Source organism: Nocardiopsis halotolerans DSM 44410 (assembly GCF_000341065.1).
In the GTDB taxonomy this organism is placed as follows: Bacteria; Actinomycetota; Actinomycetes; order Streptosporangiales; family Streptosporangiaceae; genus Nocardiopsis; species Nocardiopsis halotolerans.
In genome coordinates this window covers 1-22397 of the sequence record NZ_ANAX01000078.1, presented here as the reverse complement: position 1 = coordinate 22397, position 22397 = coordinate 1, and the positions used below count along the sequence as shown (strand labels likewise).

The following is a 22397-nucleotide window of genomic DNA, read 5'->3' as shown; positions in this document are numbered from 1 at the left end:
CGGCCGCGGTGGCCGCTCTGGCGCTCGCGGAGGGGCGGCGGGTGGCCGTACTCAAACCGGCACAGACCGGTGTCGGACCCGGTGAACCCGGCGACGCGGACACCGTGGCACGGCTGGTCCCCGGTGCGACGACGGCGGAGCTGACCCGCTACCCCGAACCGCTGGCCCCCGCCACGGCCGCCGTCCGGTGCGGGGCGCCCCCCGTGCGCGCCGAGGAGGTCGCCGACGCCGTGTGGCGCCTGGCGGGCTCCCACGACCTGGTGTTGGTGGAGGGCGCGGGCGGCCTGCTGGTGCGGTTGAACGCCGAGGGCCAGACCCTGGCCGACGTCGCGGTGCTGCTGTCCGCGCCGGTGCTGGTGGTGGCCAGTCCCGACCTCGGCACGCTGAACGCCACCGCGCTGACCGCCGAGGCGCTGCGCACACGAGGCCTGTCCCCGGCCGGTGTGGTGGTGGGCTCCTGGCCGGACCGCCCGGACCTGGCCATGCGCTGCAACCTCGCCGACCTGCCCACCATGGGAGCGGGCCCCCTGGCGGGCGTGGTCCCCGAGGGCAGCGGGGCGCTGGACCCCCGGGCGTTCGCCGCCGTGGCCCGCCGGTCCCTGGCGCCCCGCCTCGGCGGGACCCGGCGGGCCGGCGATCCCGTGCTCAGGCCGGGGGAGGAACCGGTGCGGCCAGGGTGAACGCCCGCAGGCCCGGCCCGCGCTCGCGCAGCCGGGCGGTGCGTTCCTCCGCCTCCTCCCAGGACACCGGGGTCCCGGCCGTGGACCACCACAGGGTGCGCTCCACCTCGGGGAAGGCACCGCCGCGCGCACGGAAGGCCGACACGTCCCGGTGTGCCTCCTCGACGAAGGACCGCAGGTCCACCGGTGACCGCCAGAGCGCGACGAGGCGTATCCGGTCCCCCTCGTCGGAGAAGTGGACCTCCTCCAGGTGACCGGGGTCGCTCCGCGCGCGCTCCTGCAGCGCGGCGGCGAACTCTCCGAGGAGACGCCGGTCTCCCCGGACCGTACGCGCCTCCACCAGGACCGGCCAACCGCCGCCTACTCCCCGGTCGGTGCCGCCGCGGCGCCTCCCGAGGTGACGGAGGGAGGGGCGGACGGAGACGCGGGGACGCTGGGCCAGGAACGGCATGGTCACTCCCAAGAAATGGACTGTGATTGAAGGGTCCACCTTGGCTCTGGTGGTATCTCCCTTGGACTGCCAGTATGGAAGGCGGTTGCGAAACCCAATAGATCCAATGGAGGGGAAAATGGACTCTTCTCGGAGCGCCGCCGAACTCGCGGACCTCCTCGGAACCTGGTCCCGGGGCGGCGGCCCCCTCTACCGGCGCCTGGCCGACACCCTGCGCGCACTCGTCGACCAGGGCACCCTCACCCCCGGTGAGCGCCTGCCGTCCGAGCGCGTCCTGGCCACCGCCCTCAGGATCAGCCGCACCACCGTCGTCTCCGCCTACGACTCCCTGCGTTCGGAGGACATCCTCGACAGCCGTCAGGGCAGCGGCACCCGCGTCAGCAGCCGGGTCGCGCCCGTACGCTCGGACGGCTGGACCGCCGACGGCAACGGCAACCCCATGTACCGCAACCTCTTCCACCGGGACGAGGACCTCATCTCGACCGCGTGCCTGTCCACCTCCGCGCTCCCTCCGGTGGAGGAGGCCATCCGCGAGGTCGTCGCCGAGGACCTGCCCGTGCTCATGGCCGAGGGCTCCTACCATCCGCGCGGCCTGCCCGCGCTGCGCCAGGCCGTCGCCGACCACTACACCGACCGGGGCCTGCCCACCACCTCCGAGCAGATCGTGGTCACCACCGGCGCGCACCAGGCCGTCAACCTGGTCTCCCAGCTCTACCTGCGCAGGGGTTCACCGGTCGTGGTCGAGGATCCCAGCTTCGCGGGCTGCCTGGACCTGATGCGTGACCAGGGCGCCCACTTCCTCCCCGTCCCCCTCGACGAACGGGGCATGGACGCCAACGCCGTGCGCCGGGCCGTCACCGAGCACGCGCCCCACCTGATCTACGCGATGCCCTCGTACCACAACCCCACCGGGCGGATGATGTCCGCGGCACGCCGCCGCGAGCTGGGCGAGCTGTCCGCGCGCCACGGAGTGCCCGTGCTGGAGGACTTCGCCTACACCGGGATCCGCGCCCCCGACGAGCCCCCGCCGGTGGCCGCCTTCGCCCCCCGAGGGGCCGAGGTCATCACCGTGGAGTCGCTGTCCAAGGTCGCCTGGGCCGGTCTCCGGCTGGGCTGGCTGCGCGCGCCCGCCGAGATGGCCCTGCGCCTGAGCCGCCGCAAGGTCCTCGCCGACCTGGCCAGCCCCCTGTTCGACCAGGCGGTGACCGTGCGTCTCCTGGAGCGCTACGACGGCCTGGCCCGGCTGCGTTCCGGGCAGCTGCGCGAGGCGCTCGACCACATGGAGACGCTGCTGGGTGAGGCCCTGCCCTCCTGGGAGTGGCGGCGCCCCGACGGTGGCGCGGCCCTGTGGGTGCGCCTGCCCGGGGTGGACGCCCGCTCCTACGTGCAGGTGGCGCTCAGCCACGACGTGGAGCTCGTCCCCGGCTCCATCATGTCGGCGTCCGGCGACGAGCGGTACTCGGAGTACTTCCGGCTGCCCTTCGCCTACGACCGCGCCACCCGGGAGGAGCTGGTCTGGCGGCTGGCCCGGGCCTGGCGCGAACTCCACCGGTACGGCCCGGTCGCCGACGACCCGGTCCGCCTCGTGGTCTGAACCCGTTTTCTCCGGGCCTCCGCTTCGCTTCGGCCCGTGTTCGGGCGTCCGAAGAACGGGAACCTTCGGCGCCTCCGGTGAGACGGCTCGTTCCTCGCGGTCTCGCCTCCAGCCCCTCCAGAACCCCGTGGGCGCCCGAACAACCCCCCTGGGGCTGAGGCCGGTTCGGGACGCGGGTCCCGGAGGGTCCCGACACGCGCGAGGGCGGCACCACCGGTGGTGCCGCCCTCCGCCATGTCCGGCGGTGCGCCGGACGGGAGACCCCGACGTCAGCCGATCTTGACCCCGCGGGCGTTGCTGAAGCGCTCCTGGACGTCGGCCCAGTTGACGACGTTCCAGAAGGCCTTGGCGTACTCGGCCTTCACGTTCTTGTACTGGAGGTAGAAGGCGTGCTCCCACATGTCCAGCATCAGCAGCGGAACGGAGCTGAGGGCGGTGTTGCCCTGCTGGTCGTAGAGCTGCTCGATGATCAGGCGCTGGCCGAGGGCGTCCCAGGCCAGGATCGCCCATCCGGAGCCCTGGATGGTGGTGGCCACGGAGGTGAAGTGCGCGCGGAAGGCGTCGAAGGAGCCGAACTGGTCGTCGATGGCGGCACCCAGCTCGCCCTCGGGCTTGTCACCACCCTCCGGGGAGAGGTTGTTCCAGAAGATGGAGTGGTTGACGTGGCCGCCCAGGTTGAAGGCCAGGTTCTTCTCCAGCATCGGGATGGTGCCGAAGTCGCCGGTCTCCCGGGCCTCCGCCATCTTCTCCAGAGCCGTGTTGGCACCGGCGACGTAGGTCGCGTGGTGCTTGTCGTGGTGCAGCTCCATGATCTGGCCGGAGATCCACGGCTCCAGGGCCGCGTAGTCGTAGGGCAGTTCGGGAAGCGAGTACGGCGCAGACATCTCTGACGCACCTTTCCAATGACGCGATTCGTCGTGTTCACCAGCGATGGCATCGCTAGGCAGCAAGCTATCAGTCAGGCGGCCGGTCGCCCGATGTCAGGCTGTTTACACTCCGGCCCGGGAATAAACCGGGCACGCGGAGCCACCCCGTGGGCCGTCGCGCACCGACCGCGCGGTCCGCGTCGCCGCGGGTGCGCGGGCGGTGCCCGGGGGACGTGCCGCCACCCTCCCAGCACTGCCCCGTCCGCCCTCCTCCAATCATCGTTCTCCGGAGAGAACCCTGCTCGGACGGACCCGGGGCGACGAATGTCGCGAGAAAGTCGTACGGTGTTCGCCTGAAGGTCACCGAATTCGCGGAGGAGAATGGGATGATTCGCCATCCCTCGGGTGCCGCGCCCCGCGCGCTCCGTCGGCGGAAGTCCGCTCCCTCCCCGGCGTCTCCGCCGTTCCCGTGTCCGGTGCGCCGCTCTGGCCGACGTGACCGCTGTCGGACGTGCTCCGCAGGAGGTCACCCGGGGGTGGCGGTGAGTCTCCCGACACTTCAGGAAAACACCGGATGCGCACACATGAGGAAACCGTGATGCGAGGGTGAACAGATGGCGAATTACATGTACTCCCGGTTTCGATTTCCCCTCCGGGGGGCCCGTTATTTCCCCGAAGGGCTAAGGTCGAAAGTGTCTGAGCGGATCGCCGTCACCGCTCCCGAAACGCCGGGCGAAGCAGCAGCTCAGTACCGGGAAAACCCGTTCTTCCCCTCCTGTCCCCCCGCGGCCCGCGCACCGCGGAGCCGTGTCCGAAACTCCCGTGGAGGTATCCGCCCATGCGGTCGCTTCGCAGTCGTCTCCGTCCGCTCCTGGTCACCGGTGCGGTGGTCGGCGTCGCCGTGCTCTGCGTGCCCACCGCGCTGGGGATCGCGGGGCTGGTCGGCTGGACGGACGTGCTCGCCCTCACCTTCCTCGGCCTGCTGGCCGCCGCGGTGGGCGTGCTCGGGCTGGGCACACTCCTCCTGTACCGCAGGGTGGGCGCCCTCTCCAGGAGCGTGACCACGGCGATGGACACCCACAGCCGCCGCGTCACCGAGACGCTCGGCCGCGACCGCATGGAGACCACCCGCGCCCTGGACGACGTCCGCGAACGCGTCGTCCACCTCCAGAAGGAGACACTGCCGAGGATGGGCCGCGACATCAGGAACGCGGTCGCCGTCCAGGGCCGTGACGACTACGAGCAGCAGGTCGCCTGGACCGAGCTGCGCGACCACCTCGACACCGCCGCCTTCATGCCGCCCCTGCGCGGCTGGGCCGCCTCCCCCGACGTGCTCAGGCTCCTGGTCCGCCACATCGACCGGCTGCGCCCCGACCTGGTGGTGGAGTGCGGCAGCGGCGCCTCCAGCGTCTGGATCGGCTACGCCCTGCGCCGGGCGGGCGGCGGCAGACTCGTCGCCGTCGAGCACGACGCGCGCTACGCCGAACTCAGCCGCGACCTGGTGGCCGCGCACGGGCTCGACGACGTCGTCGAGGTCCGGCACGCCCCGCTGGTCGAGACCCCCGTCACCACGGTCACCGTTCAGGGGGAGGAGCTTCCCACCGCGGACCGCTGGTACGACCCCTCGGTCTTCGCCGACCTGAAGGGCATCGGCCTGCTGTTCGTCGACGGCCCGCCCAAGGCCACCGGCCTCCAGGCCCGCTACCCGGCCGTGCCCACCCTGCTGCCGCGCTGCGCCGAGGACGTCGTCATCGTCCTGGACGACGCCGCGCGCCGGGACGAGCGCGCCATCGGCGACCGCTGGCTCGCCGAGCACCCCGAACTCCAGCGCACCGAGGAGGCCGCCGAGAAGGGCGCCCACGTCTTCACGCGGTGACGCCCGCCTTCTTCGACGCGATCTTGTACTCATAGCGAGTCCCGACGGTCGAACCTCGTTATGAATACAAGATCATCCGGGGCCGGAGCACTCCAGCGAACCACCATCCCCCGCACTGTCCCACAGCACCACCCGACGGGCCCGAGTCCGACCGACACACCCGAGGTCACCTGATGATCACCACCGCATTGCGGCACCTCCTGCGTGCCCGCGGCACCGAGGCCGCCCTGCTGTGCCACACGGGCGCCGACACCCGCTCCACGCTGGCCGGACTGCCGTTACGACCCACCGACCTCATCCTGGACCTGGACACCCATCCTCTCGGCAGCCCTGTGGAGGTTTCGGGCGCCTGGATCAGGGACGACGAAGCGGAGATCGGACTCGTCGCGGTCCTGGCCGCAACGCCCACGGACCTGTACCGTGCCCTGACCGTCTCCACGCACCTGCCCCGGGCCGTGCACGTCCTCGTCGCCCTGGTCGCCACCCCCGGTCACCAGGAACCCCCACTCCCGGCCTCGCCGGGTATGGGTCAGTGGCGTGATCTCCAGGAGATGCGGGTGCGCCGTGCGGACCGCAGCGGCTGGGTGTGTGAACTGTTCTTCCCCAACGGGGTGGAGACCTCGCAGGTCCTTGACACCATCGTGCACAGTACCCGGGGCCGCCGCCGGGGGCCCGCGACCGCTCCACTGGCAGTCCTGAACGGCTCGGAAGCCTCCCTGTGGCGGCCCGGTGACACCAGGGCGCGTGGGGTGGAGTCCTCCGGGCCCGTCCCGCTGCGCCGGGTGACTCCGGTCGGAGACCTGGCGCTACGCGTGTCCGGCGACGCCGCACGGCCCGAGTGGACCGAACCGGTCGTCCCGGTCCTGGACCGTGCCACCACCAGCGCCGACTCCTGGGAACGGATCGCCGGGCCGGACGGGCTCGCACAGGGTGGTGGGGAGGTGCCGAACACCGTTCATGCGGTCGCCCCCATCGACGAGTTCACCGTCAACCCCATCGGGTTCACCAGGGTCGAGAACGGTCCCCTGGCCGACCTGACCACCCACGGCGGACACGCCGTCGTGCGGGAAGGGAACAAGGATCTGGTGACGGTGCGGTCGGATGGGACGGTCACCGGTGTCGACCTGGCCCGCCTGCGACACCTGCGCGGTGTACGGGTGGACTGGTCGGGGCACACCGGACCGAGCGCAGCCGTGCGTGCCATCGCCTCCTTGGCGGCCGGGGGTGTGCCCCTGCTCAGCGGACAGGTGCCCGCTTGGGCGTCGAGCCTGGGCACACCGCTCACGGACCTGCTCGCTGGCGCCACCGAGGAGGACCTGAACGACCAACTGCGTCGTGAGGAGTACAGCGTCCGCCTGCGCCGAGCCGCCCTGCGCGCTCACGGTCAGCGTTCCCGGTGGCGGGCCCTGGGCGCTGAAGCCGGGGTCCCCCTGCCTCGCGAGCCCCGGGTCTCCGTCATCCTGTGCACGCGCCGCCCCGAGATGGTCGGGTTCGCGCTCGCCCAGATCGCCCGGCAGCGCGGCGTGGACCTGGAGGTCGTGCTCACCCTGCACGGCTTCTCGGCCTCCCTGCCCGAGGTTCGCTCCGCGGTCGCCGCGTTCAGGGATACCGGACTGCCGCTGATCGTGCACGAGGCCGATGCGGACCAGATCTTCGGGTCGGTGCTCAACGACAGTGTCGCCCGTGCCTCCGGTGATCTGATCTCCAAATGGGACGACGACGACTGGTACGGCCCCGAACACCTCGCCGACCTGTTGTTGGCACGCACCTACTCCGGCGCCGACCTCGTCGGCGTCGGCCAGGACTTCGTTTACCTCCAGGAGGTCGATCTGACCGTCTGGCGTAACCGCAAGTCCGAAGCCGCCAGCCGGTTCATCGCCGGGGGCACCATCCTCACCGACCGGGTGGTGCTGGAGGAGGTCGGGGGCTTTCGACCGTTGCCCCGTGCCATCGACACCCAGCTCCTCATCGCCGTCATCCGAACCGGTGGACGCATCTACCGCGCCCACGGACTCGGGTACGTGCTCCGCCGCACCGGAGGCGGGCACACCTGGTCCGAGGACATGGCCTTCTTCCTGCACAACCACACACAACAATGGTTCGGCTGGCGTCCGAGCGCCCTTGTCGAGGGCGAGCCCTCACCTCTCGGCCAGCCCGCCACCGAGTACACGGGGGAGATCCGTTGACCACGCTTGACACGACTCCGGAACCGGTCCCCGACGGCAACGCGTCCACACCCGTCCTGCCGCGCGCGGAGACTGACTACAGCGACCAGCCCCGTGCGCGGCGCAACGACTACTCGGTGCTCCAGCCGCCCGCGACGGGTGAGTGGACGCCGACGTTGTCGGTGTCGGTGGTCATCCCCGCCCACGGGCATCCCGACAAGCTCGCGCTCGCCCTGGCCGCCCTGTCCGTGCAGAGCTATCCGGCGCACCTGACGGAGGTGATCGTGGTGGACGACGGCTCTCCCGAACCGCTCACCCTGCCTCCGATCCGCCCGGAGAACACCCGACTGATCACCTCCGCCCCCGGCGGCTGGGGTTCGGCGCACGCCGTGAACAGCGGTGTCGCCGTCTCCTCCGGACAGGTCATCCTGCGCCTGGACTCCGACATGCTCGTCTACCGTGACCACGTCGAGTCGCAGATGCGCTGGCACCACCTGGTCGATTACGGGGTCGCGCTGGGCCACAAACTGTTCGTGGACTTCGACCCCGAAGCCATGACTCCCGAGTACGTGGCCGCCGAGGTCCGTGAAGGGCGCGCCGCCGGGTTGTTCGACCGCGACGGTGCCGACCCGCACTGGGTGGAGCAGACGATCGACAACCACGACGGACTGCGGTCCGCCGACCGCATGGCCTACAAGGTGTTCATCGGTGCCACCGGCTCCCTGCACCGCACCCTGTTCGACGCCGCGGGCGGTCTGGACGGGGAGCTGGTCCTGGGCGGCGACACCGAGTTCGCCTACCGCGTCTCCCAGCAGGGCGCCCTGTTCATCCCCGACCTGGACACCAGCAGCTGGCACCTGGGGCGTACCCAGATGCAGACCCGCCGTGACGCGGGCACCCGCTACCGTTTTCCGTACGTGTCCAATCGTGTGCCCGACTTCCACCGGCGCCGCAGGCACCCTGATCGCGTGTGGGAGGTGCCGCTGGTCGACGCGGTGATGGACGTGGACGGCGCCACCCTGGAGGAGGTGGACACCACCGCCTCGGCGTTGCTGTCCGGGACCACCCCCGACCTCCGTCTGTGGCTGGTCGGTTCCTGGAGCGAACTCCACGACGGGCGGCGTTCCCCACTGGACGAGGATCGGCTCGACCTGCGTCTGGTGAAGGAGACCTTCCGAGGGGATCCGCGTGTGCGCCTGGTGGAGGCCGCGCCCGAGCATGATCCGCGCGTGACCTTCCACCTGCGTGTGCCCGCCGGACCGGCGCTGCGGAAAAAGGCCGTCGCCGACCTGGTCAACACGGCCAACAAGAAGAAGGCGGGGCTGCTGTGCGCGCCCGTACCCGGGGCCACCCGGGGGGACGGTGTCCTGCGTCTGGAGCGGATCGCCGCCTTCGCCCGGGCCCGTCGCCTGTGGCCGGAGGCCGCGCCAGAGGAACTGGATCGCGGGGTGGAGGAGGTCTACGGCACCCACTGGATGCCGGGAACAGACTTCGTGACCTCGGCGGAGGAGGCCCGGAACAAGCCGGAGGACCCCGAGGAGCTGCGGCGCAAGCTTGACCGCGCGCTCGCTGAGGTGGAGCGGATGCGGGCACGGGCCAAGCGGGCCGAGCGCAAGCTGCGCTGGTTCACCCCCGGACTGACCCGCAAGGTGCTGCGCAAGCTCGCGCGCTGAACCCCGTGGCCCCGGCCCGGCCGGGGCCACGTTCCCCAGAGCACTCGGGCCCTCAGGGCACCCAGAGCCCGAGCGACTCGGCGACCAGGGCGGGGCGCTCCTGGCCCTCGATCTCCACGGTGTGCGTCGTGGTGACCAGGTAGCCCTTGGGGGTCTCCTGGACCGAGCTGAGCTCGACGCCGTCACGGATGCGCGAGCCGGAGACGACCGGCTGGAGGAAACGCACCTTGTTGAGCCCGTAGTTGATGGACATGCTCGGCTTCTTCGTCACCGAGATCAGGGACTGGGAGAAGTGGGCCAGCATCGACAGGGTGAGGAACCCGTGCGCGATGGTGCCGCCGAAGGGACCCGCGGCGGCCCTCTCCGGTTCGGTGTGGATCCACTGGTGGTCCTCCGTCGCGTCGGCGAAGAGGGAGATCCGTTCCTGGTCGATGGTCACCCAGTCGGTGTAGCCCAGGTGCTCACCCTGGGCGGCGAGAACCTCGGGGATGTCGGCGAATACGCGCACCACGCCTCCACGGTCGTCGGGTCCGGAGTCGGGGGCCGGACGGTGCCGCCACTCTACCTAACGCTGTTCGGTTAGGGGAGGCGCGCGTCCCGACCACGCGCGGAGAAGGCAGGGAAGGTGGAACAGCGCCGGTCAGCGGCGTCGGGCCCGGGCCCTTCGGGCGGGTCCGGGTTCGGCGCGGACCTCCCGTGTGCCGTCGGCGTCCACCACCACGGTCCGCGCGGTACGCGCGGCCACCGCCCCGCGGTCCACCCCGTGTCCCAGACCGCTCTCGGTCAGCGGGACGGGCACCAGCCCGTCGTGCGCGCGCACGGGCGGGAGCACCAGGTCGCGGCCGCGGTGGCCGGCCCCCGGCGTCTCCACCGGCAGGGTCGCCCCCGACAGGGACGCCAGCGCGACCGTGGCGGCACGGCCGACCCCCGTCGTCGCCGACGAGCCGCACCACACCCGCCAACCCGCGTCCACGGCGCGGTCCACCGCCCGGCGGGCCGCCGTCAGGCCGCCCAACCGGGTCGGGTCCACGTTCAGCGCGCCCCCGGCCTCGGCGCGGATCGCCTCGGTGAGGTCCTCCACCGAATCCAGCGACCGGCCCAGCGCCACCGGGGTGCGCAGTTCCGAGGCCAGACGCGTGTGCGCGGCGAGGTCGTCGGGGGCGAAGGGGTCCTCGACGGCCAGCAGCCCGAGCCCGTCCAGGGCGCGCAACGCGTCCAGGTCCGCGGGGGACTCGGTGTAACGGCCGCCCGCGTCCACCTGGAGGGCCAGGAACGGGAAACTGGTCTGCACCGCGCGCACCACGTCGAGGTCCCGGCCCGGCGCGATCTCCAGCCTGATCCGTTTGAATCCCGCCCCCACCTGACGGTTCACCTCGACGGCCACCGACTCCACGGCCGCCTGGAGGGGCAGGGTCACCCCGGCGGTGAGCGCGGTGCGCTCCCCGCCCAGGGCGTGCGAGAGCGGGGTGCCGCGCTGGCGGCTCCACAGGTCCCAACAGGCGGTGTCCAGGGCGCCGACCACGGCCGGATCCCAGGGCAGATCGGCCCAGGCCTCGCCCGCCTCGGTTGGACGCCACCAGGAGTGGTGCAGCAGGGCGGGCGCGAAGGACGAGGTCAGGGCGTCCCACTGGGCCCCGGTGGCCCGGGGCAGCTCACCCCAGCCGCTGACACCCTCACCGTCGGCCACCCGGACCAGGACGGGGCCGTCGGCGCCGCGGCCGCCAGCCGGGGGCCGCAGCCGGATCAGCTCGAGTTCGACGATCCGGGTCACGGTCGCCGAGCCGGTGTGTGCCACGCTGTCCCCACCTCGGTACTCGTCCTCCCGCGCCCGGCCACGGGGCCGGGCGCGCGGGCTTTCCCCTCGACGGTACCCCCGGCCGACCTGCGCGACCACCCCGAACGGTGCGGTCCGCGCCACCTGGCCAGCCCGGTTCCCGGCCGGTGTCAAGCCGTGGCCAACGCTCATATGCCAGCCGGGGCCGACGTGCCCTCACGCACAACGGCCCCGGCCGCGCTCACCCGGACGAGACGACTCCGCCAGCGCGCCACTCGGGCGCGCTGATGTCACCGCACGTGATGTCGGACTCCTCGTCGGAGCCCACGCCACCCACGAGTACGACGCTGTCGCCGTCGATGGCCACGGTGACGCCACTTTCGTCGAGCAGTCGCAGAGGGCTTTCCAGGGCGGAGTACCCCTCAGGCCAGGAGACCAGATACTCGCGGCCGTCGTCGGATGTGACGGAGAAGCAGGCCAGCCCGTCGGAGACCGTTCCCGACAGGGTCCCGGTCAGCTGTGCCTCACCGTGGCCCTCGTCGGCGTCGGCACCGGTGGAGAGGACCGCCAACCCGCCCGCCGAACCGGAGCAGCCCAGAACGAGGATGGGCATCGCGACGGCGACCGCGAACGCCTTGGTCCGGGTCCTCCCACGGTCAGCTCGTGACAATCGACGCTCCACCTGTCGCACCGCCCAGATAACTCACTGACATGAACACGGACATGGAACCCACCCACCCGTGATGGATGCCGATAGCAGTATTCCCGTTGAACCAGGGGCCACCGCTGTCACCTCCGTCGGTAATGTGCGACCGCACCCCAATTAGTGTCGGATACGACGATGGGATCGCGCTTGTGCTGGCCGTTTTTGTCGTTACGTAAGAGCAGTCGTACCCCGTGGTCTTACCGTGCTTGCACACGTAGTCGCCGATGGAGATGCCGGCACGCGAGCGCCGGGAGGTGATGTCGCGGTAGTGAGTGCTGCTGCCGCTCCCAACGTAGATACGGTTGCGCAGATTCACACCCGGAGCGGAGTGGATCTGAACATCGTATGAATTGCGCAGGGTCCCAGTCACGTAGTTAAGTCTGATCCCTGATGTGGTCAGGCTCTGGTTATTGGGGCAATGGGCCGCAGTGGACAGCAGTCTGGTTCCGTTGCGAACCACGACGAAACCCGCTGTGCATGTGGTCAGTGCCAGCCCACCGGCCTCGGTCTGCGCCAGTTCGTCAACTCTGTGGACGACGACTGTGGGCGAGTTACCACGGGAGAGAGAAGTGGCCTCTTCAGTGAGCTCTTCGAAGGCGGATTCGTCAGTGACCTCGATCACAGCGTTGTTGTCGACCACGTTTCCGTAGGAATCGAAATCCACTCCTTCGGACTCCAGGGCCGCTTCGATCGCTTCTCGATCTCGCCGTATCTCGGCGAGGCTGTGCTCGCGCTCGATGATCTCGACGGGCACGTCGAGGCCGGACAGGGTCTCCGGCAGTTCCACGTCCTTTGCGTCGCCTGCGGTGCCAATCACGACACGGAATTTGGGTTCGTGCTCGATATAGGCCCCGGCATCGTCTTCGCCGAGGCTTCGGGAGAGACCGTCTAGGCTCAGGCCGATCACCTCCTGAGCCTGTAGTCTCTCAGCTGCCTCCTCTAGGGATATGCCGTGTTCAGCGGCATAGGGAGCAGCGTCCGCATTGCCAAGTTCTTCTGCTCGACCCACCTCATCAGTGGAAATGGTGACGATTTCTTGCCCCGATGTCATATCGAACTCGACAGTTGATGTGGGTTCTGGGGAGAGTGGACCGGTCCGCTCTGTCTCTGCGTATGCGGCAGGGGTGGGTCCGGTGATCATAAGGGAGACGGACGCAGCGAGAACGCACAGATTTCTAGTGGGGGAGTGCAAAGTGGTCCCTTTGCTGATGGGGGAGATGTCGCTGAGACCGTATCAGGAAAAGTATGACATTTCTAGATAAATTTGGCACCAGGGTGGAGTTGAGGGTGAACGCGTTCCACCTGCGCACATGAACAGAACTTCATGAATCATGAAGTCTGATGGGAATATTTTTTCATTATTTCGTACCTGAAATCAGGGCTTGCTCTTGGCGTGCCTGTGTATATGATTACATTGTCGGTTAAACATGAAAACTACATGAATCCGAGTGATCCCTGGAGTGGACCTGGCTCGGGTGTTGCGGTGGTTCGTGTTGAACGTTGGGTGGCAGGTTCGCGGCGTTGCGCGTCACACAAGGTCAGCGGGGTCCGTCAATGCGGTCGATGCCCCTGCTTTCCCTCACGCCCGTCGTCGCCGCGTCGGTCTCGGAGTCTTGGAGCCTCGGGTCCGCGGTCCCCGGTACGACGTGGGGGGTCGGTCGCGCGCGACCGACCCCCCACACGGATTCTCCTTAGCCGTGGGCCAGCACCTCGTCCAGCGGGCGGTGCTTGAGCCCGTGGGCCTCGGCGACCGGCTCGTACACCACGTTCCCGTCGAACGTGTTCAGGCCGCCCGCCAGCGCCTCGTCCTCACGCAGGGCCCGCTGCCAGCCCTTCTCCGCCAGCGCCACCACGTACCGCAGCGTGTCCTTGGTCAGCGCGTGAGTGGAGGTGTTGGGCACCGCGCCCGGCATGTTCGCCACGCAGTAGAACACCGTGTCGTGCACGTGGAAGGTGGGGTCGGCGTGCGTGGTGGGACGCGAGTCCTCGAAGCAGCCGCCCTGGTCGATCGCGATGTCCACCAGCACCGCGCCCGGCCGCATCCGCGACACCAGCTCGTTCGAGACGAGCTTGGGCGCCTTGGCCCCGGGCACCAGCACCGCGCCGATCACCATGTCCGACTCCAGCACCGACAGCTCCAGCTCGAAGGCGTTGGACACCACGGTCTTGACCCGGCCCTGGTAGAGGGAGTCCACGTGCCGCAGCTTGTTCACGTTCAGGTCCAGCACGGTCACCTCGGCGCCCATGCCCACCGCGATCTGCGTCGCGTTCAGGCCGGAGACGCCCGCGCCGATCACGGTCACCCGCGCCGGGCGCACACCCGGTACCCCGCCCATGAGGACGCCGCGACCGCCGCTGGGCCGCTGGAGGGTCACCGCGCCCATCTGCGGGGCCAGGCGGCCCGCGACCTCCGACATCGGGGCCAGCAGCGGCAGCGAGCCGTCCGGCAGCTGCACGGTCTCGTAGGCGATACCGGTCACACGCTGCTTCAGCAGCGCGTCGGTGCACTCCTGTGACGCGGCCAGGTGCAGGTAGGTGAAGAGGGTCTGCCCCTCGCGCATGCGGTGGTACTCGGCCGGGACCGGCTCCTTGACCTTGAGGATGAGCTCGCCCGCGGCCCACACCTCGTCGGCGGTCTCCAGGATGCGGGCGCCCGCCGCCTCGTACTCCGCGTTGGGGATGGAGGAGCCCAGGCCGGCGTCGTGTTCGACGACCACCTCGTGGCCCCGGCTGACCAGTTCGTGGACCCCCGCCGGAGTGATGGCCACCCGGTACTCGTGGTTCTTGATCTCGCGGGGTACGCCGATGCGCACGGTTCCTCCTACAGGTATCTCCGTTGATACCCCCACTGTGAACCGCGGAGGCACCCCGACGCCATCGGCAACATGCATGACTGTCGAGGATCTTGTTGACAGGATGTAACGCCATTGTGTGGCGTAGGACACGTGTACGTTCCCGTGGTGCGTGGGTTCAACCCCCGGGGAGCGCGTCGTCCCCCGCTCCGCCGTCGGCCACGCGTCCCGCGACCCACACCCGCTCCACACGGCCCGTGAGCTCCCTGCCCGCGTAGGGGCTCCGGTCCGCCGCGGGGACCGTCACCCGCGCGTCGGAGTCGAAGGCGACCAGGTCGGCGTCGTACCCCGCGGCGATCCGGCCCCTGCCCCCCAGCCCCATCAGCCCGGCCGGGGCGAGCGCCGTCCAGCGCGCGAGGTCGGTCAGCCCCCGGCCGCGCCGGCGCGCCGCCGTCCACAGCGCCGACAGGCTCCACTCCAGCGTGTACAGGCCGTGGGCCGGGAGGTGCCCGGACCCGATCGTGGTGATCGCCGAACCCTCCGACAGCAGTGCGTTCCACAGCGCCCTGCGGTTGGCGTCCGAACGCAGCGGCGGCCGACAGGCGTGCGCGGGCGACTCCGCCGCCAGGGTCTCGGAGGGCAGACACAGGTAGTGCGGGCAGGTGTGCGCGGACAGCGCCACCCCCACCGATCCCGCCGCCGCCAGCAGCGCGGCGCACTCGGCCGCCGTGAACGGGCCCACGTGCGTACGCGTTCCCACCGAACGGGCCGCCGCGATCACCCGTTCCATCCCGCGCCGCTCCGCCCGGGGCGGCCGGTGCTCCGCGGACACCGGCGGCGTCCCCAGCTCACGGGCGTCCTCGGCGTGGACCAGCAGCACGCTGTCCAGAGCCGCCAGCTCGGCCATCACCTTGCGCAACTGGGCGTCGCCCAGCGCCGCCATGTCCGGGGCGCCACCGTCCGAGAGCGAGCAGTGGAACGCCACCGCGCCCGCCACCTGGAGATCGGCCAGGTCCAGCGGTCCGGTTCCTCCGGTCACCCCGCCCAGGAACAGCACCGGAACGGGGGAGAGCGCCGCCGCGCGCCGGTGCGCCCCGAGGGCGTCCGCGTGGGTGAGGGCGGGCCGGGCCGGGGCGGGGGAGGCCACCAGGCAGGTCACCCCGCCGCGCAGGGCGGACGTGCCCGCCGAGCGGTAGGCCTCGTCCAGGCCCCTCCCCGGCACGTGCACGCCGGTACCGACGTCCACCGCGCCGGGGAGGAGCGCCACGTCGCCGAGGTCGGTCACCTCGCGCGCGGGCATGTTCGCGCCGTGGTCGCCCACGGCCTCGATCCGGCCGTCGCGCACCCCGACGGAGGCGGGTCGGACCCCCTCCGGGGTGACCACGCTGAGGGATCTGACCACACTGTCGTACACGGTTATCGCCGTCCCCTTCACTGCGCTCGCGACGGGAGGGTGTGCTGGAAGGTGCCACGGGGACCGTGGCGCGAGAGGGGAGTCGAACGCCGAGGGTGGGGTGGGCCGTCGTCGTGACCGGGCCCCGAGCGTATCGCGAAGCGCCCTTCCGCAAGGGGAGAACGCGAGATCCGCTCCGGGGTTCGTGCCCCTGGGGAGAGGCGGAGGGGGTGCCGCGGCGGTCCGCTGCCGGTCACGCGGAGTGAAGGGGGCCTTTGCGGGGGTTATCACGGCCGCCCAAGTCCGACACTGTGTAGTAAACGACTAACCTTGACCGAGGTGTTCCTCCGTGCGTGACCCCTGCCGGAAAGGACCGGACGGCGGTCGGGCGGTCGCACGGCCAAGGGCGCTGACCAGCCAGTTGAACGACATCACGACGGAGTGGCACGTGGCTCCTCCCGCACAGAACCCGAGATCCCCCCTCCAGGAACACCATGACGACGCCCCGGGCACGGGGCGCTTCCCGCTCCTCGCCGTGGGCATGGGCGCTCTGTGCCTGATCGCCCTGAGCCTCACCCTGATCCTCGGCGGTGCCGCCTTCCCCGAGGTCATCCCCGGACTGCCGGACGCCGGTGAGGCGGTCCGCTGGGGCCTGCCGCTGTCCAAGGTCGCCATGGACGCCTCCGCGGTCGTGGCCATCGGCCTGCTCCTGCTCGCGGCCGTCCTGCTGCCCTCCCACAAGGGCGCGCTCTCACCGCAGGCGACCTCCTACGTGCGCGCGGCCACCTGGGCGGCCCTGGTCTGGGCGGTGGCGGCCGTGTTCACCCTGTACTTCCAGGCCGCGGAGTTCCTGGCCAGGCAGATCGGCCAGGTCAGCGTGGACGAGGTCACGGCCTACGCCGGATCGATCGCGGGCGGCATCGCGCTGATGTTCGTCGTCCTGCTCACGACCGGTATCGCCCTGTTCGGCCGCACGACCACCACCGCCACCGGCGCCCTGTGGCTGCTCGTCCTCGCCCTGGCCGCGACCACACCGCCCGGGCTGACCGGCCACTCGGCCTCCTCCGGCGCGCACGAACTGGCCGTGACCGGCCTGGCCCTGCACGTCATGTCCATCAGCGTGTGGGTGGGCGGTCTGGCCGCCCTCACCTACCACGCGATGCGGCGGGGCGCGCAGGACCCGTCGGTGGCGGCCAACCGGTTCAGCCGCCTGGCCCTGTGGGCCTACGTCGGCGTGGCCGTCAGCGGCGCGGCCAGCGCGCTGGCCCGCCTGTACTCGCTCGGCGACCTGCTCACCACCGAGTACGGGCTGATCATCCTGGTCAAGGTCATCCTGTTCGCGGTCCTGGGCGCGTTCGGCTACATGCACCGCGAGTTCGTCTTCAGGCGTCTGGACGACGCGCCGGAGGGGCCCGCGGGCGACGTGTTCCGGCGTCCGCTGTTCCTGCGCGCGGCCGTGGCCGAGGTGCTCATCATGGCCGCCGTCATCGGTGTGTCCGTCGGTCTGGGGCGCACCGCGCCGCCCCCGCCGCTGGAGAGCACCGTGGAACCGGCCACCGCCATCCTCGGCTTCCCCATCCCGCCGCCCATGAGCGTCGGGACGCTGCTCACCCTGTGGCGCCCCGACCTGTTCTTCATCGTCCTCGTGGTGGGCGGCGGAGGACTCTACGCGGCCGCCGTGGCCCGGCTGCTGCGCAGAGGCGACTCCTGGCCCGTCGGGCGCACGGTGGCCTTCGCGGCGGGGCTGCTGACGCTCGTCGCCATGCAGCTCAGCGGGTTCGCCACCTACTCCAAGGTGGTCTTCTCCACGCACATGATCCAGCACATGGTGCTGTCGATGCTCACACCGATCCTGCTGGTGCTGGGCGCGCCGATCACCCTGGCGCTGCGTTCGCTCAGGCCCGCCGCGCGGCGCGGGGACCGGGGGCCGCGGGAATGGCTGAACCTGTTCCTGAACAGCCGCTTCTCCAAGGTGGTCACGCATCCGGCGGTCGCCGCCCCGCTGTTCGTGCTCGGTCCCTACGCGGTGTACTTCACCCCGCTGTTCTCCACGCTGATGAACGACCACCTCGGTCACATGTTCATGAGCGTGCACTTCCTCCTGGCGGGCTTCCTCTTCTACTGGATCATCGTGGGCGTGGACCCGGCACCGAGGAAGGTGCCCTTCCTGCTGCGCATCCTCCTGCTGCTGGTGGTGATGGGCTTCCACGCCTTCTTCGGCATCACGATCATGATGCAGTCGGCGCCGCTGGCCATGGACTACTACGGCCAGTTCGACATTCCGTGGCTGGAGGGACAGGCCGAGGACCAGTACAAGGGCGGCGGCGTGGCCTGGGCGCTGGGCGAGATCCCGACCGCGCTGGTCATGATCGCGCTGGTCCGGCAGTGGTCGCGCGACGACGAGAAGCAGGAACGCCGCCGGGAACGGCACAGCCGCCGCGGCGGCTCCGACGACGCCGACATGGACGCCTACAACGCCTACCTGGCCGAACTCGACCGCCGCTCGCGGGGGCAGGCCACGGGCACGGTGACCGCGGAGGCGCCCCCGCGGACCGGCGAGGAGACCGGCGAGGACCCTGGGGAGAGCGCGCCGGACACGGAGGCGGAGGACGACGACCCGGACACCGCCGCCAGGAGCGGCGGCTGATCCGGACCGGGGGCGCACCGATCGGTGCGCCCCCGTCGTCGTCGCGGGCGTTCGCCCAGGAGCGGAAGTGACGCTCTGAGGGCGTGAGCCGCTGGCGTCGGGGCACGCGGTGATGTTGGCTCGTCGGTATGAGGAGATTCCGCTTCGGGACCAACATGCTCACGGAGGAGCCCGGGGACTGGGCCGACGTCTGCCGCACCGTCGAGGAGCAGGGCTTCGACGTCCTGCTCGCCGCCGACCACCTGGGGGCGGCCTCGCCGTTCGTCCGGTTGGCCACGGCCGCGGCGACCACCAGCCGCCTGCGACTGGGCACCTACGTGCTCAACAACGAGTTCTGGAACCCCGCGCTGCTGGCGAGAGAGGTCGCCACCCTCGACCAGGTGTCGGGGGGACGCTTCGAGCTGGGTCTGGGTTCGGGCCACATGAAGTCGGAGTTCGACGACGCCGGTATCCCCTGGCTGCCGCACGCCGAGCGCACCGCGAACCTGGCCGCGTCCCTGGACGAACTCGACCGGAGGCTGGCCGAGGGCGGCCAGGAACCCCAGCCGGTGCAGCGCCCCCGGCCACCGCTGCTGATCGGAGGACACGGGCCCGCGACCCTGACCATGGCCGCCGAACGGGCCGACACCGTGGGTTTCAGCGGGCTCACACAGCGGCGGCGCCGCAGGCTGGGGGAGTTCTCCGTGGCGGACTCGGCCGAGACCCTCCGGCGGGTGGAACTGGTCCGGGAACGGGCCGCCGGGCGCGGGTACGAGTCGAGCGTGCTCATCCAGATGGTGGCGGTCACCGACGACGTGGAGGCGACCGCCGCGCGGATCCTGGAGCAGGCGGGGCCCGGAACGTTCTCCGAGGAGGAACCTCTGTGGGAGAACCCGTACCTGTTGATGGGCACCCCGCAGGGCATCGCGGACACCCTCCTGGAGCGCCGTGACAGGTACGGGTTCAGCCACGTGGTGACACAGGCGCCCTACCGGGACGCCCTGGCCGAGGTGATCCCCCTGGTCCGGGCCGCCGAGGGAGACGTCTGACGGTTTCCCCGGGGCCCGCGCCTCGCCCGCCCGCCACCCCGACGGGCACGCTCCGCGCGGAACGGGGTCTGGCGCGGCGAGCGGAAGGGTTCGCCGGTTCGCCCCGTTCGGGTCGGGGCAGGGCGACTAGGCGGGGGCGATGAGGGCGGCCACGGACGAGCCCAGCAGTCCCAGGACCACGCAGACCAGGAGGAGGACGGCCAGGACCGGCAGGGACAGGCGGAACGAGGACAGCGCGGACTGGCCGCCCCCCGAGGACTGGCGGCGCGCCACCGCGGGCAGCATCACCACGTTCACGGCGCACATGAGGGCCACGACACAGGTGGCGGTGGCGAACGCCGCCCAGAAACCCGCTCCGCCAGCCAGCGTGGCGACCGCGGTCAGCGTGGGAAGCGCCACCAGCAGTACCACGGAGGCGACCCCGAACGCCGTCCGCGACCGGGGCGAGGCCCCGCGCGAACTCCCGGAGAGCACGAGGAGTAGACCGAGGAGGGCCGCCATCATGATGGCGCCCACGATTCCGAACACGGCGATGTTGACCAGCGAATTCACGCATGTCATTGTCGCACCGCCCCTGGGGTGGCCGGATCCGGGGCGGGCGTGCGCGGTCAGCCCACGTGCTCCACCCGCGAACCCGACGCGCTCTTGACCACCCTCAACCGGGTGGACACGCGTTGCCGCAGGTCGGCGACGTGACTCACCACACCGACGGCGCGGCCACCGTCCCGCAGCCGGTCCAGCACGTCCAGCACCTCCTCCAGGGTGTCCTCGTCCAGGGTGCCGAACCCCTCGTCCACGAACAGCGTGTCGATGTCGGCGCCGCCCGCCTCCGCGCTGGCCACGTCGCCCAGACCCAGCGCCAACGCCAGCGAGCTGAAGAACGTCTCCCCGCCCGAGAGCGTGGCCGGGTCGCGCTCCACACCCGTCCAGGCGTCGACCACCCGCATGCCCAGACCACCGGCCGAACGCGCGCGCCCGTCCCCGGCGGCCTTGTCCACCGTGTACCGCAGCTCGTACCGGCCGTCCGACATCGTCACCAGCCGGTCGTTGGCGGCGGCCACCACCCGTTCCAGGCGCGAGGCCAGCACGTACGCGGACAGACGCACGTGGTCGGTGTTGTCGGGGGAGGTCCCCGCCGCCAGGCCGCGCAGGCCCTCGGCCACCGTGTAGCGGCGCAGCGCCGGTTCGCAGTCCGTCAACCGCTGGACGAGCTCCCCGCGCAGGGCGGTGAGCCGACGCGCCCGCTCCTCCAGCATGCTCCGCCAGGCCACCGCGCGGTCGGCGGCGTCCGAGGCGAGCCGTTCCCCGTCGGCCAGCGCCTCCAGGTCCGGGGCGGGCCGTTCCCCCGCCGCGACCAGCTCCGGATCGGCCAGTGCGGCCCTCACGGTGGCCAGCGCGTCGTCGTGGGACCGCGCACGCTCGCGCAGCGCGCGCCTGCGCCCCTCCTCCAGGGCGGCCTCCCACACCCCGGCCTCGTCGGCGAACCCGGCGTCGGCCCGGTGCAGCTCGGCCTCGGCGACGGCGGCGCGCAGTTCCTCGGCCGCGCGGTCGCGGGTGACGGCGGCCTCGGCCGCGGCGCGCAGCAGGTCGGCCTCGCCGCCCAGCCTGGCGAACCGCTCGTCCAACCCCGGATCGTCCCCGCGCGCCCGGTCCAGCAGCGCGGTCAGCCTTCCGTGCTCCTTGGCGCACTCGGCCCGACGGGCGACCAGTTCGGCCTCCTCACGGGCCAGTTCGCCCTCACGGACACGGGCGCGCTCCAGTTCCTCGGTCAGCTGGGCCAGGCCCTCCTCCAAGCGGTGCGTCTCGCGGGCGGCGGCGCGGGCCTCGGACAGCTCGCGGGCGCGGGAGGCGACCTCCTCGTCCGCGGACTCCACGGTGCGCCCCTCGGCCCGCTCCCCGACGGCCGTGCGGCGCTCTCGCAGGGCCGTCGCCGCGTTCTCGGACTCGGTACGGCGGGTGACGGCCGTGTCGGCGGCGGTCCGGGCGGCCCGCTCCTCGTCGGCGGACACCAGTCCCTCGGCCGTGGGCCGGGCGGGGGCGGGATGCTCCGGTGAACCGCACACCGCGCACGGTTCGCCGTCGGCCAGTTCGCCGGCCAGTTCGGCGGCCATGTGGTTGATCCGCCGTTCGTGCAACTCCTGGGCGCGGTCGCGTGCGGCCTGGGCGGCGTCGACCGCGGCGCGGCGCCGCTCCTCGGCCAAGTCCAGTTCCCCGTCGAGCCGGACGTACTCCCGTGCGGCCTCGCGGCGGCGCTCGGCGGTGTCCAGCGCGACCTGGGCGGCGTCGACCAGACCCGCCTGTTCACGGGCGCGCCGGAGCTCCCCGGTGAGCGTGTCCATCCGGGGTGGCAGGGCGGCGACGCGTTCACGGACCTCCTCGGCGTCGGCGCGGCAGGTGGCGATCCGCCGGTCCAGTCCGGTGACCTCCCGGTGCAGGGTCCGGAGACGCTCGGCGTCCGCGCGCAGCGCGTCCAGACGGGCCAGCTCGTCCCGGCGTTCCCGTTCGGCGGCGAGCAGCACCTCCTGTGGCCGGTCCCGCTGGTCGAGACCACCGGGCTCGGGGGTGACCAGGGCGGAGGTGTCGAGCAGGCCGCCGACCAGTTCCAGGTGGTCGGTGACGGCCAGTTCGGCCTTGTCCAGTTCGACGCGTCGGTTGTCGCGGGCGCGCAGGAACGGCAGCACCGACTCGGCGCGCTCGGCCGCGTCGAGCTGGCCGTCGATCCCCGCCCGCCACGCGGTGTGCTCGTCCAGCT

Annotated in this window: 16 protein-coding genes and 1 pseudogene (1 of these 17 running past the window's edge); 7 read left to right on the top strand and 10 right to left on the bottom strand. The window is 71.4% G+C overall.

What is annotated here, in order from left to right:
* Positions 1–680, top strand: a pseudogene (gene bioD, locus D455_RS29410) (dethiobiotin synthase) (it extends 69 nt beyond the left edge of the window).
* Here the strand turns inward: bioD and D455_RS0106185 are convergent.
* Positions 646–1131, bottom strand: a complete 486-nt coding sequence (locus D455_RS0106185; RefSeq protein WP_026122369.1) for a DUF3291 domain-containing protein — start codon at positions 1129–1131, stop codon at positions 646–648. The pseudogene bioD and the gene D455_RS0106185 overlap by 35 nt on opposite strands.
* A gap of 118 nt (positions 1132–1249) precedes the next feature.
* Between D455_RS0106185 and D455_RS0106180 the strand changes: the two genes are divergently transcribed.
* Positions 1250–2725, top strand: coding sequence for an aminotransferase-like domain-containing protein (locus tag D455_RS0106180; RefSeq protein ID WP_017569887.1), 1476 nt, complete (start codon positions 1250–1252; stop codon positions 2723–2725).
* 269 nt (positions 2726–2994) lie between these two features.
* Here D455_RS0106180 and D455_RS0106175 read toward each other — a convergent pair whose 3' ends face one another.
* Positions 2995–3609 (bottom strand): superoxide dismutase, encoded by a 615-nt coding sequence (locus D455_RS0106175; RefSeq protein ID WP_017569886.1) that lies wholly within the window; start codon positions 3607–3609, stop codon positions 2995–2997.
* Between the two features lie 820 nt (positions 3610–4429).
* Here D455_RS0106175 and D455_RS0106170 point away from each other — a divergent pair.
* From D455_RS0106170 to D455_RS0106160, 3 genes are all read left to right on the top strand, one after another.
* On the top strand, positions 4430–5467 hold the full coding sequence (locus tag D455_RS0106170) for a class I SAM-dependent methyltransferase (RefSeq protein WP_017569885.1): 1038 nt from the start codon (positions 4430–4432) through the stop codon (positions 5465–5467).
* Positions 5468–5640: 173 nt separating this feature from the next.
* Entirely contained in the window at positions 5641–7653 is a 2013-nt protein-coding gene (locus D455_RS0106165; protein WP_017569884.1) for a glycosyltransferase family protein, read from the top strand.
* Positions 7650–9305: a glycosyltransferase family 2 protein gene (locus tag D455_RS0106160; RefSeq protein WP_017569883.1), complete on the top strand. Its 1656-nt coding sequence runs from the start codon at positions 7650–7652 to the stop codon at positions 9303–9305. The genes D455_RS0106165 and D455_RS0106160 overlap by 4 nt, the downstream gene beginning before the upstream one ends.
* A 52-nt stretch (positions 9306–9357) precedes the next feature.
* Here the strand turns inward: D455_RS0106160 and D455_RS0106155 are convergent, their stop codons facing one another.
* The 6 genes from D455_RS0106155 to D455_RS0106130 form a co-directional block, all read right to left on the bottom strand.
* Positions 9358–9813, bottom strand: a complete 456-nt coding sequence (locus tag D455_RS0106155) for a MaoC family dehydratase (protein WP_017569882.1) — start codon at positions 9811–9813, stop codon at positions 9358–9360.
* Between the two features lie 132 nt (positions 9814–9945).
* Entirely contained in the window at positions 9946–11100 is a 1155-nt protein-coding gene (locus D455_RS0106150) for an enolase C-terminal domain-like protein (RefSeq protein ID WP_017569881.1), read from the bottom strand.
* Between the two features lie 220 nt (positions 11101–11320).
* Positions 11321–11749 (bottom strand): hypothetical protein, encoded by a 429-nt coding sequence (locus tag D455_RS0106145; RefSeq protein WP_152487008.1) that lies wholly within the window; start codon positions 11747–11749, stop codon positions 11321–11323.
* Positions 11736–12836 (bottom strand): S1 family peptidase, encoded by a 1101-nt coding sequence (locus D455_RS33670; RefSeq protein ID WP_206539246.1) that lies wholly within the window; start codon positions 12834–12836, stop codon positions 11736–11738. The genes D455_RS0106145 and D455_RS33670 overlap by 14 nt, the downstream gene beginning before the upstream one ends.
* Positions 12837–13476: 640 nt before the next feature.
* Positions 13477–14598 (bottom strand): alanine dehydrogenase, encoded by a 1122-nt coding sequence (gene ald, locus D455_RS0106135; protein WP_017569878.1) that lies wholly within the window; start codon positions 14596–14598, stop codon positions 13477–13479.
* 157 nt (positions 14599–14755) lie between these two features.
* Positions 14756–15997: an amidohydrolase family protein gene (locus D455_RS0106130; protein ID WP_026122368.1), complete on the bottom strand. Its 1242-nt coding sequence runs from the start codon at positions 15995–15997 to the stop codon at positions 14756–14758.
* 421 nt (positions 15998–16418) lie between these two features.
* Here D455_RS0106130 and D455_RS0106125 point away from each other — a divergent pair, with 421 nt between their 5' ends.
* Together D455_RS0106125 and D455_RS0106120 are read left to right on the top strand one after the other, a co-directional pair.
* Entirely contained in the window at positions 16419–18617 is a 2199-nt protein-coding gene (locus tag D455_RS0106125; protein ID WP_026122367.1) for a cytochrome c oxidase assembly protein, read from the top strand.
* 128 nt (positions 18618–18745) lie between these two features.
* Positions 18746–19645 (top strand): TIGR03621 family F420-dependent LLM class oxidoreductase, encoded by a 900-nt coding sequence (locus D455_RS0106120; protein WP_040684540.1) that lies wholly within the window; start codon positions 18746–18748, stop codon positions 19643–19645.
* 126 nt (positions 19646–19771) lie between these two features.
* Here the strand turns inward: D455_RS0106120 and D455_RS0106115 are convergent, their stop codons facing one another.
* Complete coding sequence (locus D455_RS0106115; RefSeq protein ID WP_026122366.1) at positions 19772–20206, bottom strand: hypothetical protein; 435 nt, start codon at positions 20204–20206, stop codon at positions 19772–19774.
* Between the two features lie 47 nt (positions 20207–20253).
* Positions 20254–22397, bottom strand: a 2144-nt coding sequence (locus D455_RS0106110) for an AAA family ATPase (RefSeq protein ID WP_017569873.1), incomplete at its 5' end; no start/stop codon positions are given.

What these genes read in the sequence shown, in the direction of transcription:
- D455_RS0106180 (WP_017569887.1), top strand. Translation starts at nt 1,250, where the DNA reads ATGGACTCTTCTCGGAGCGCCGCCGAACTCGCGGACCTCCTCGGAACC.
- D455_RS0106165 (WP_017569884.1), top strand. Translation starts at nt 5,641, where the DNA reads ATGATCACCACCGCATTGCGGCACCTCCTGCGTGCCCGCGGCACCGAG.
- D455_RS0106120 (WP_040684540.1), top strand. Translation starts at nt 18,746, where the DNA reads ATGAGGAGATTCCGCTTCGGGACCAACATGCTCACGGAGGAGCCCGGG.
- D455_RS0106185 (WP_026122369.1), bottom strand. Translation starts at nt 1,131, where the DNA reads ATGCCGTTCCTGGCCCAGCGTCCCCGCGTCTCCGTCCGCCCCTCCCTC.
- D455_RS33670 (WP_206539246.1), bottom strand. Translation starts at nt 12,836, where the DNA reads ATGACATCGGGGCAAGAAATCGTCACCATTTCCACTGATGAGGTGGGT.
- D455_RS0106170 (WP_017569885.1), top strand. Translation starts at nt 4,430, where the DNA reads ATGCGGTCGCTTCGCAGTCGTCTCCGTCCGCTCCTGGTCACCGGTGCG.
- D455_RS0106175 (WP_017569886.1), bottom strand. Translation starts at nt 3,609, where the DNA reads ATGTCTGCGCCGTACTCGCTTCCCGAACTGCCCTACGACTACGCGGCC.
- D455_RS0106115 (WP_026122366.1), bottom strand. Translation starts at nt 20,206, where the DNA reads ATGACATGCGTGAATTCGCTGGTCAACATCGCCGTGTTCGGAATCGTG.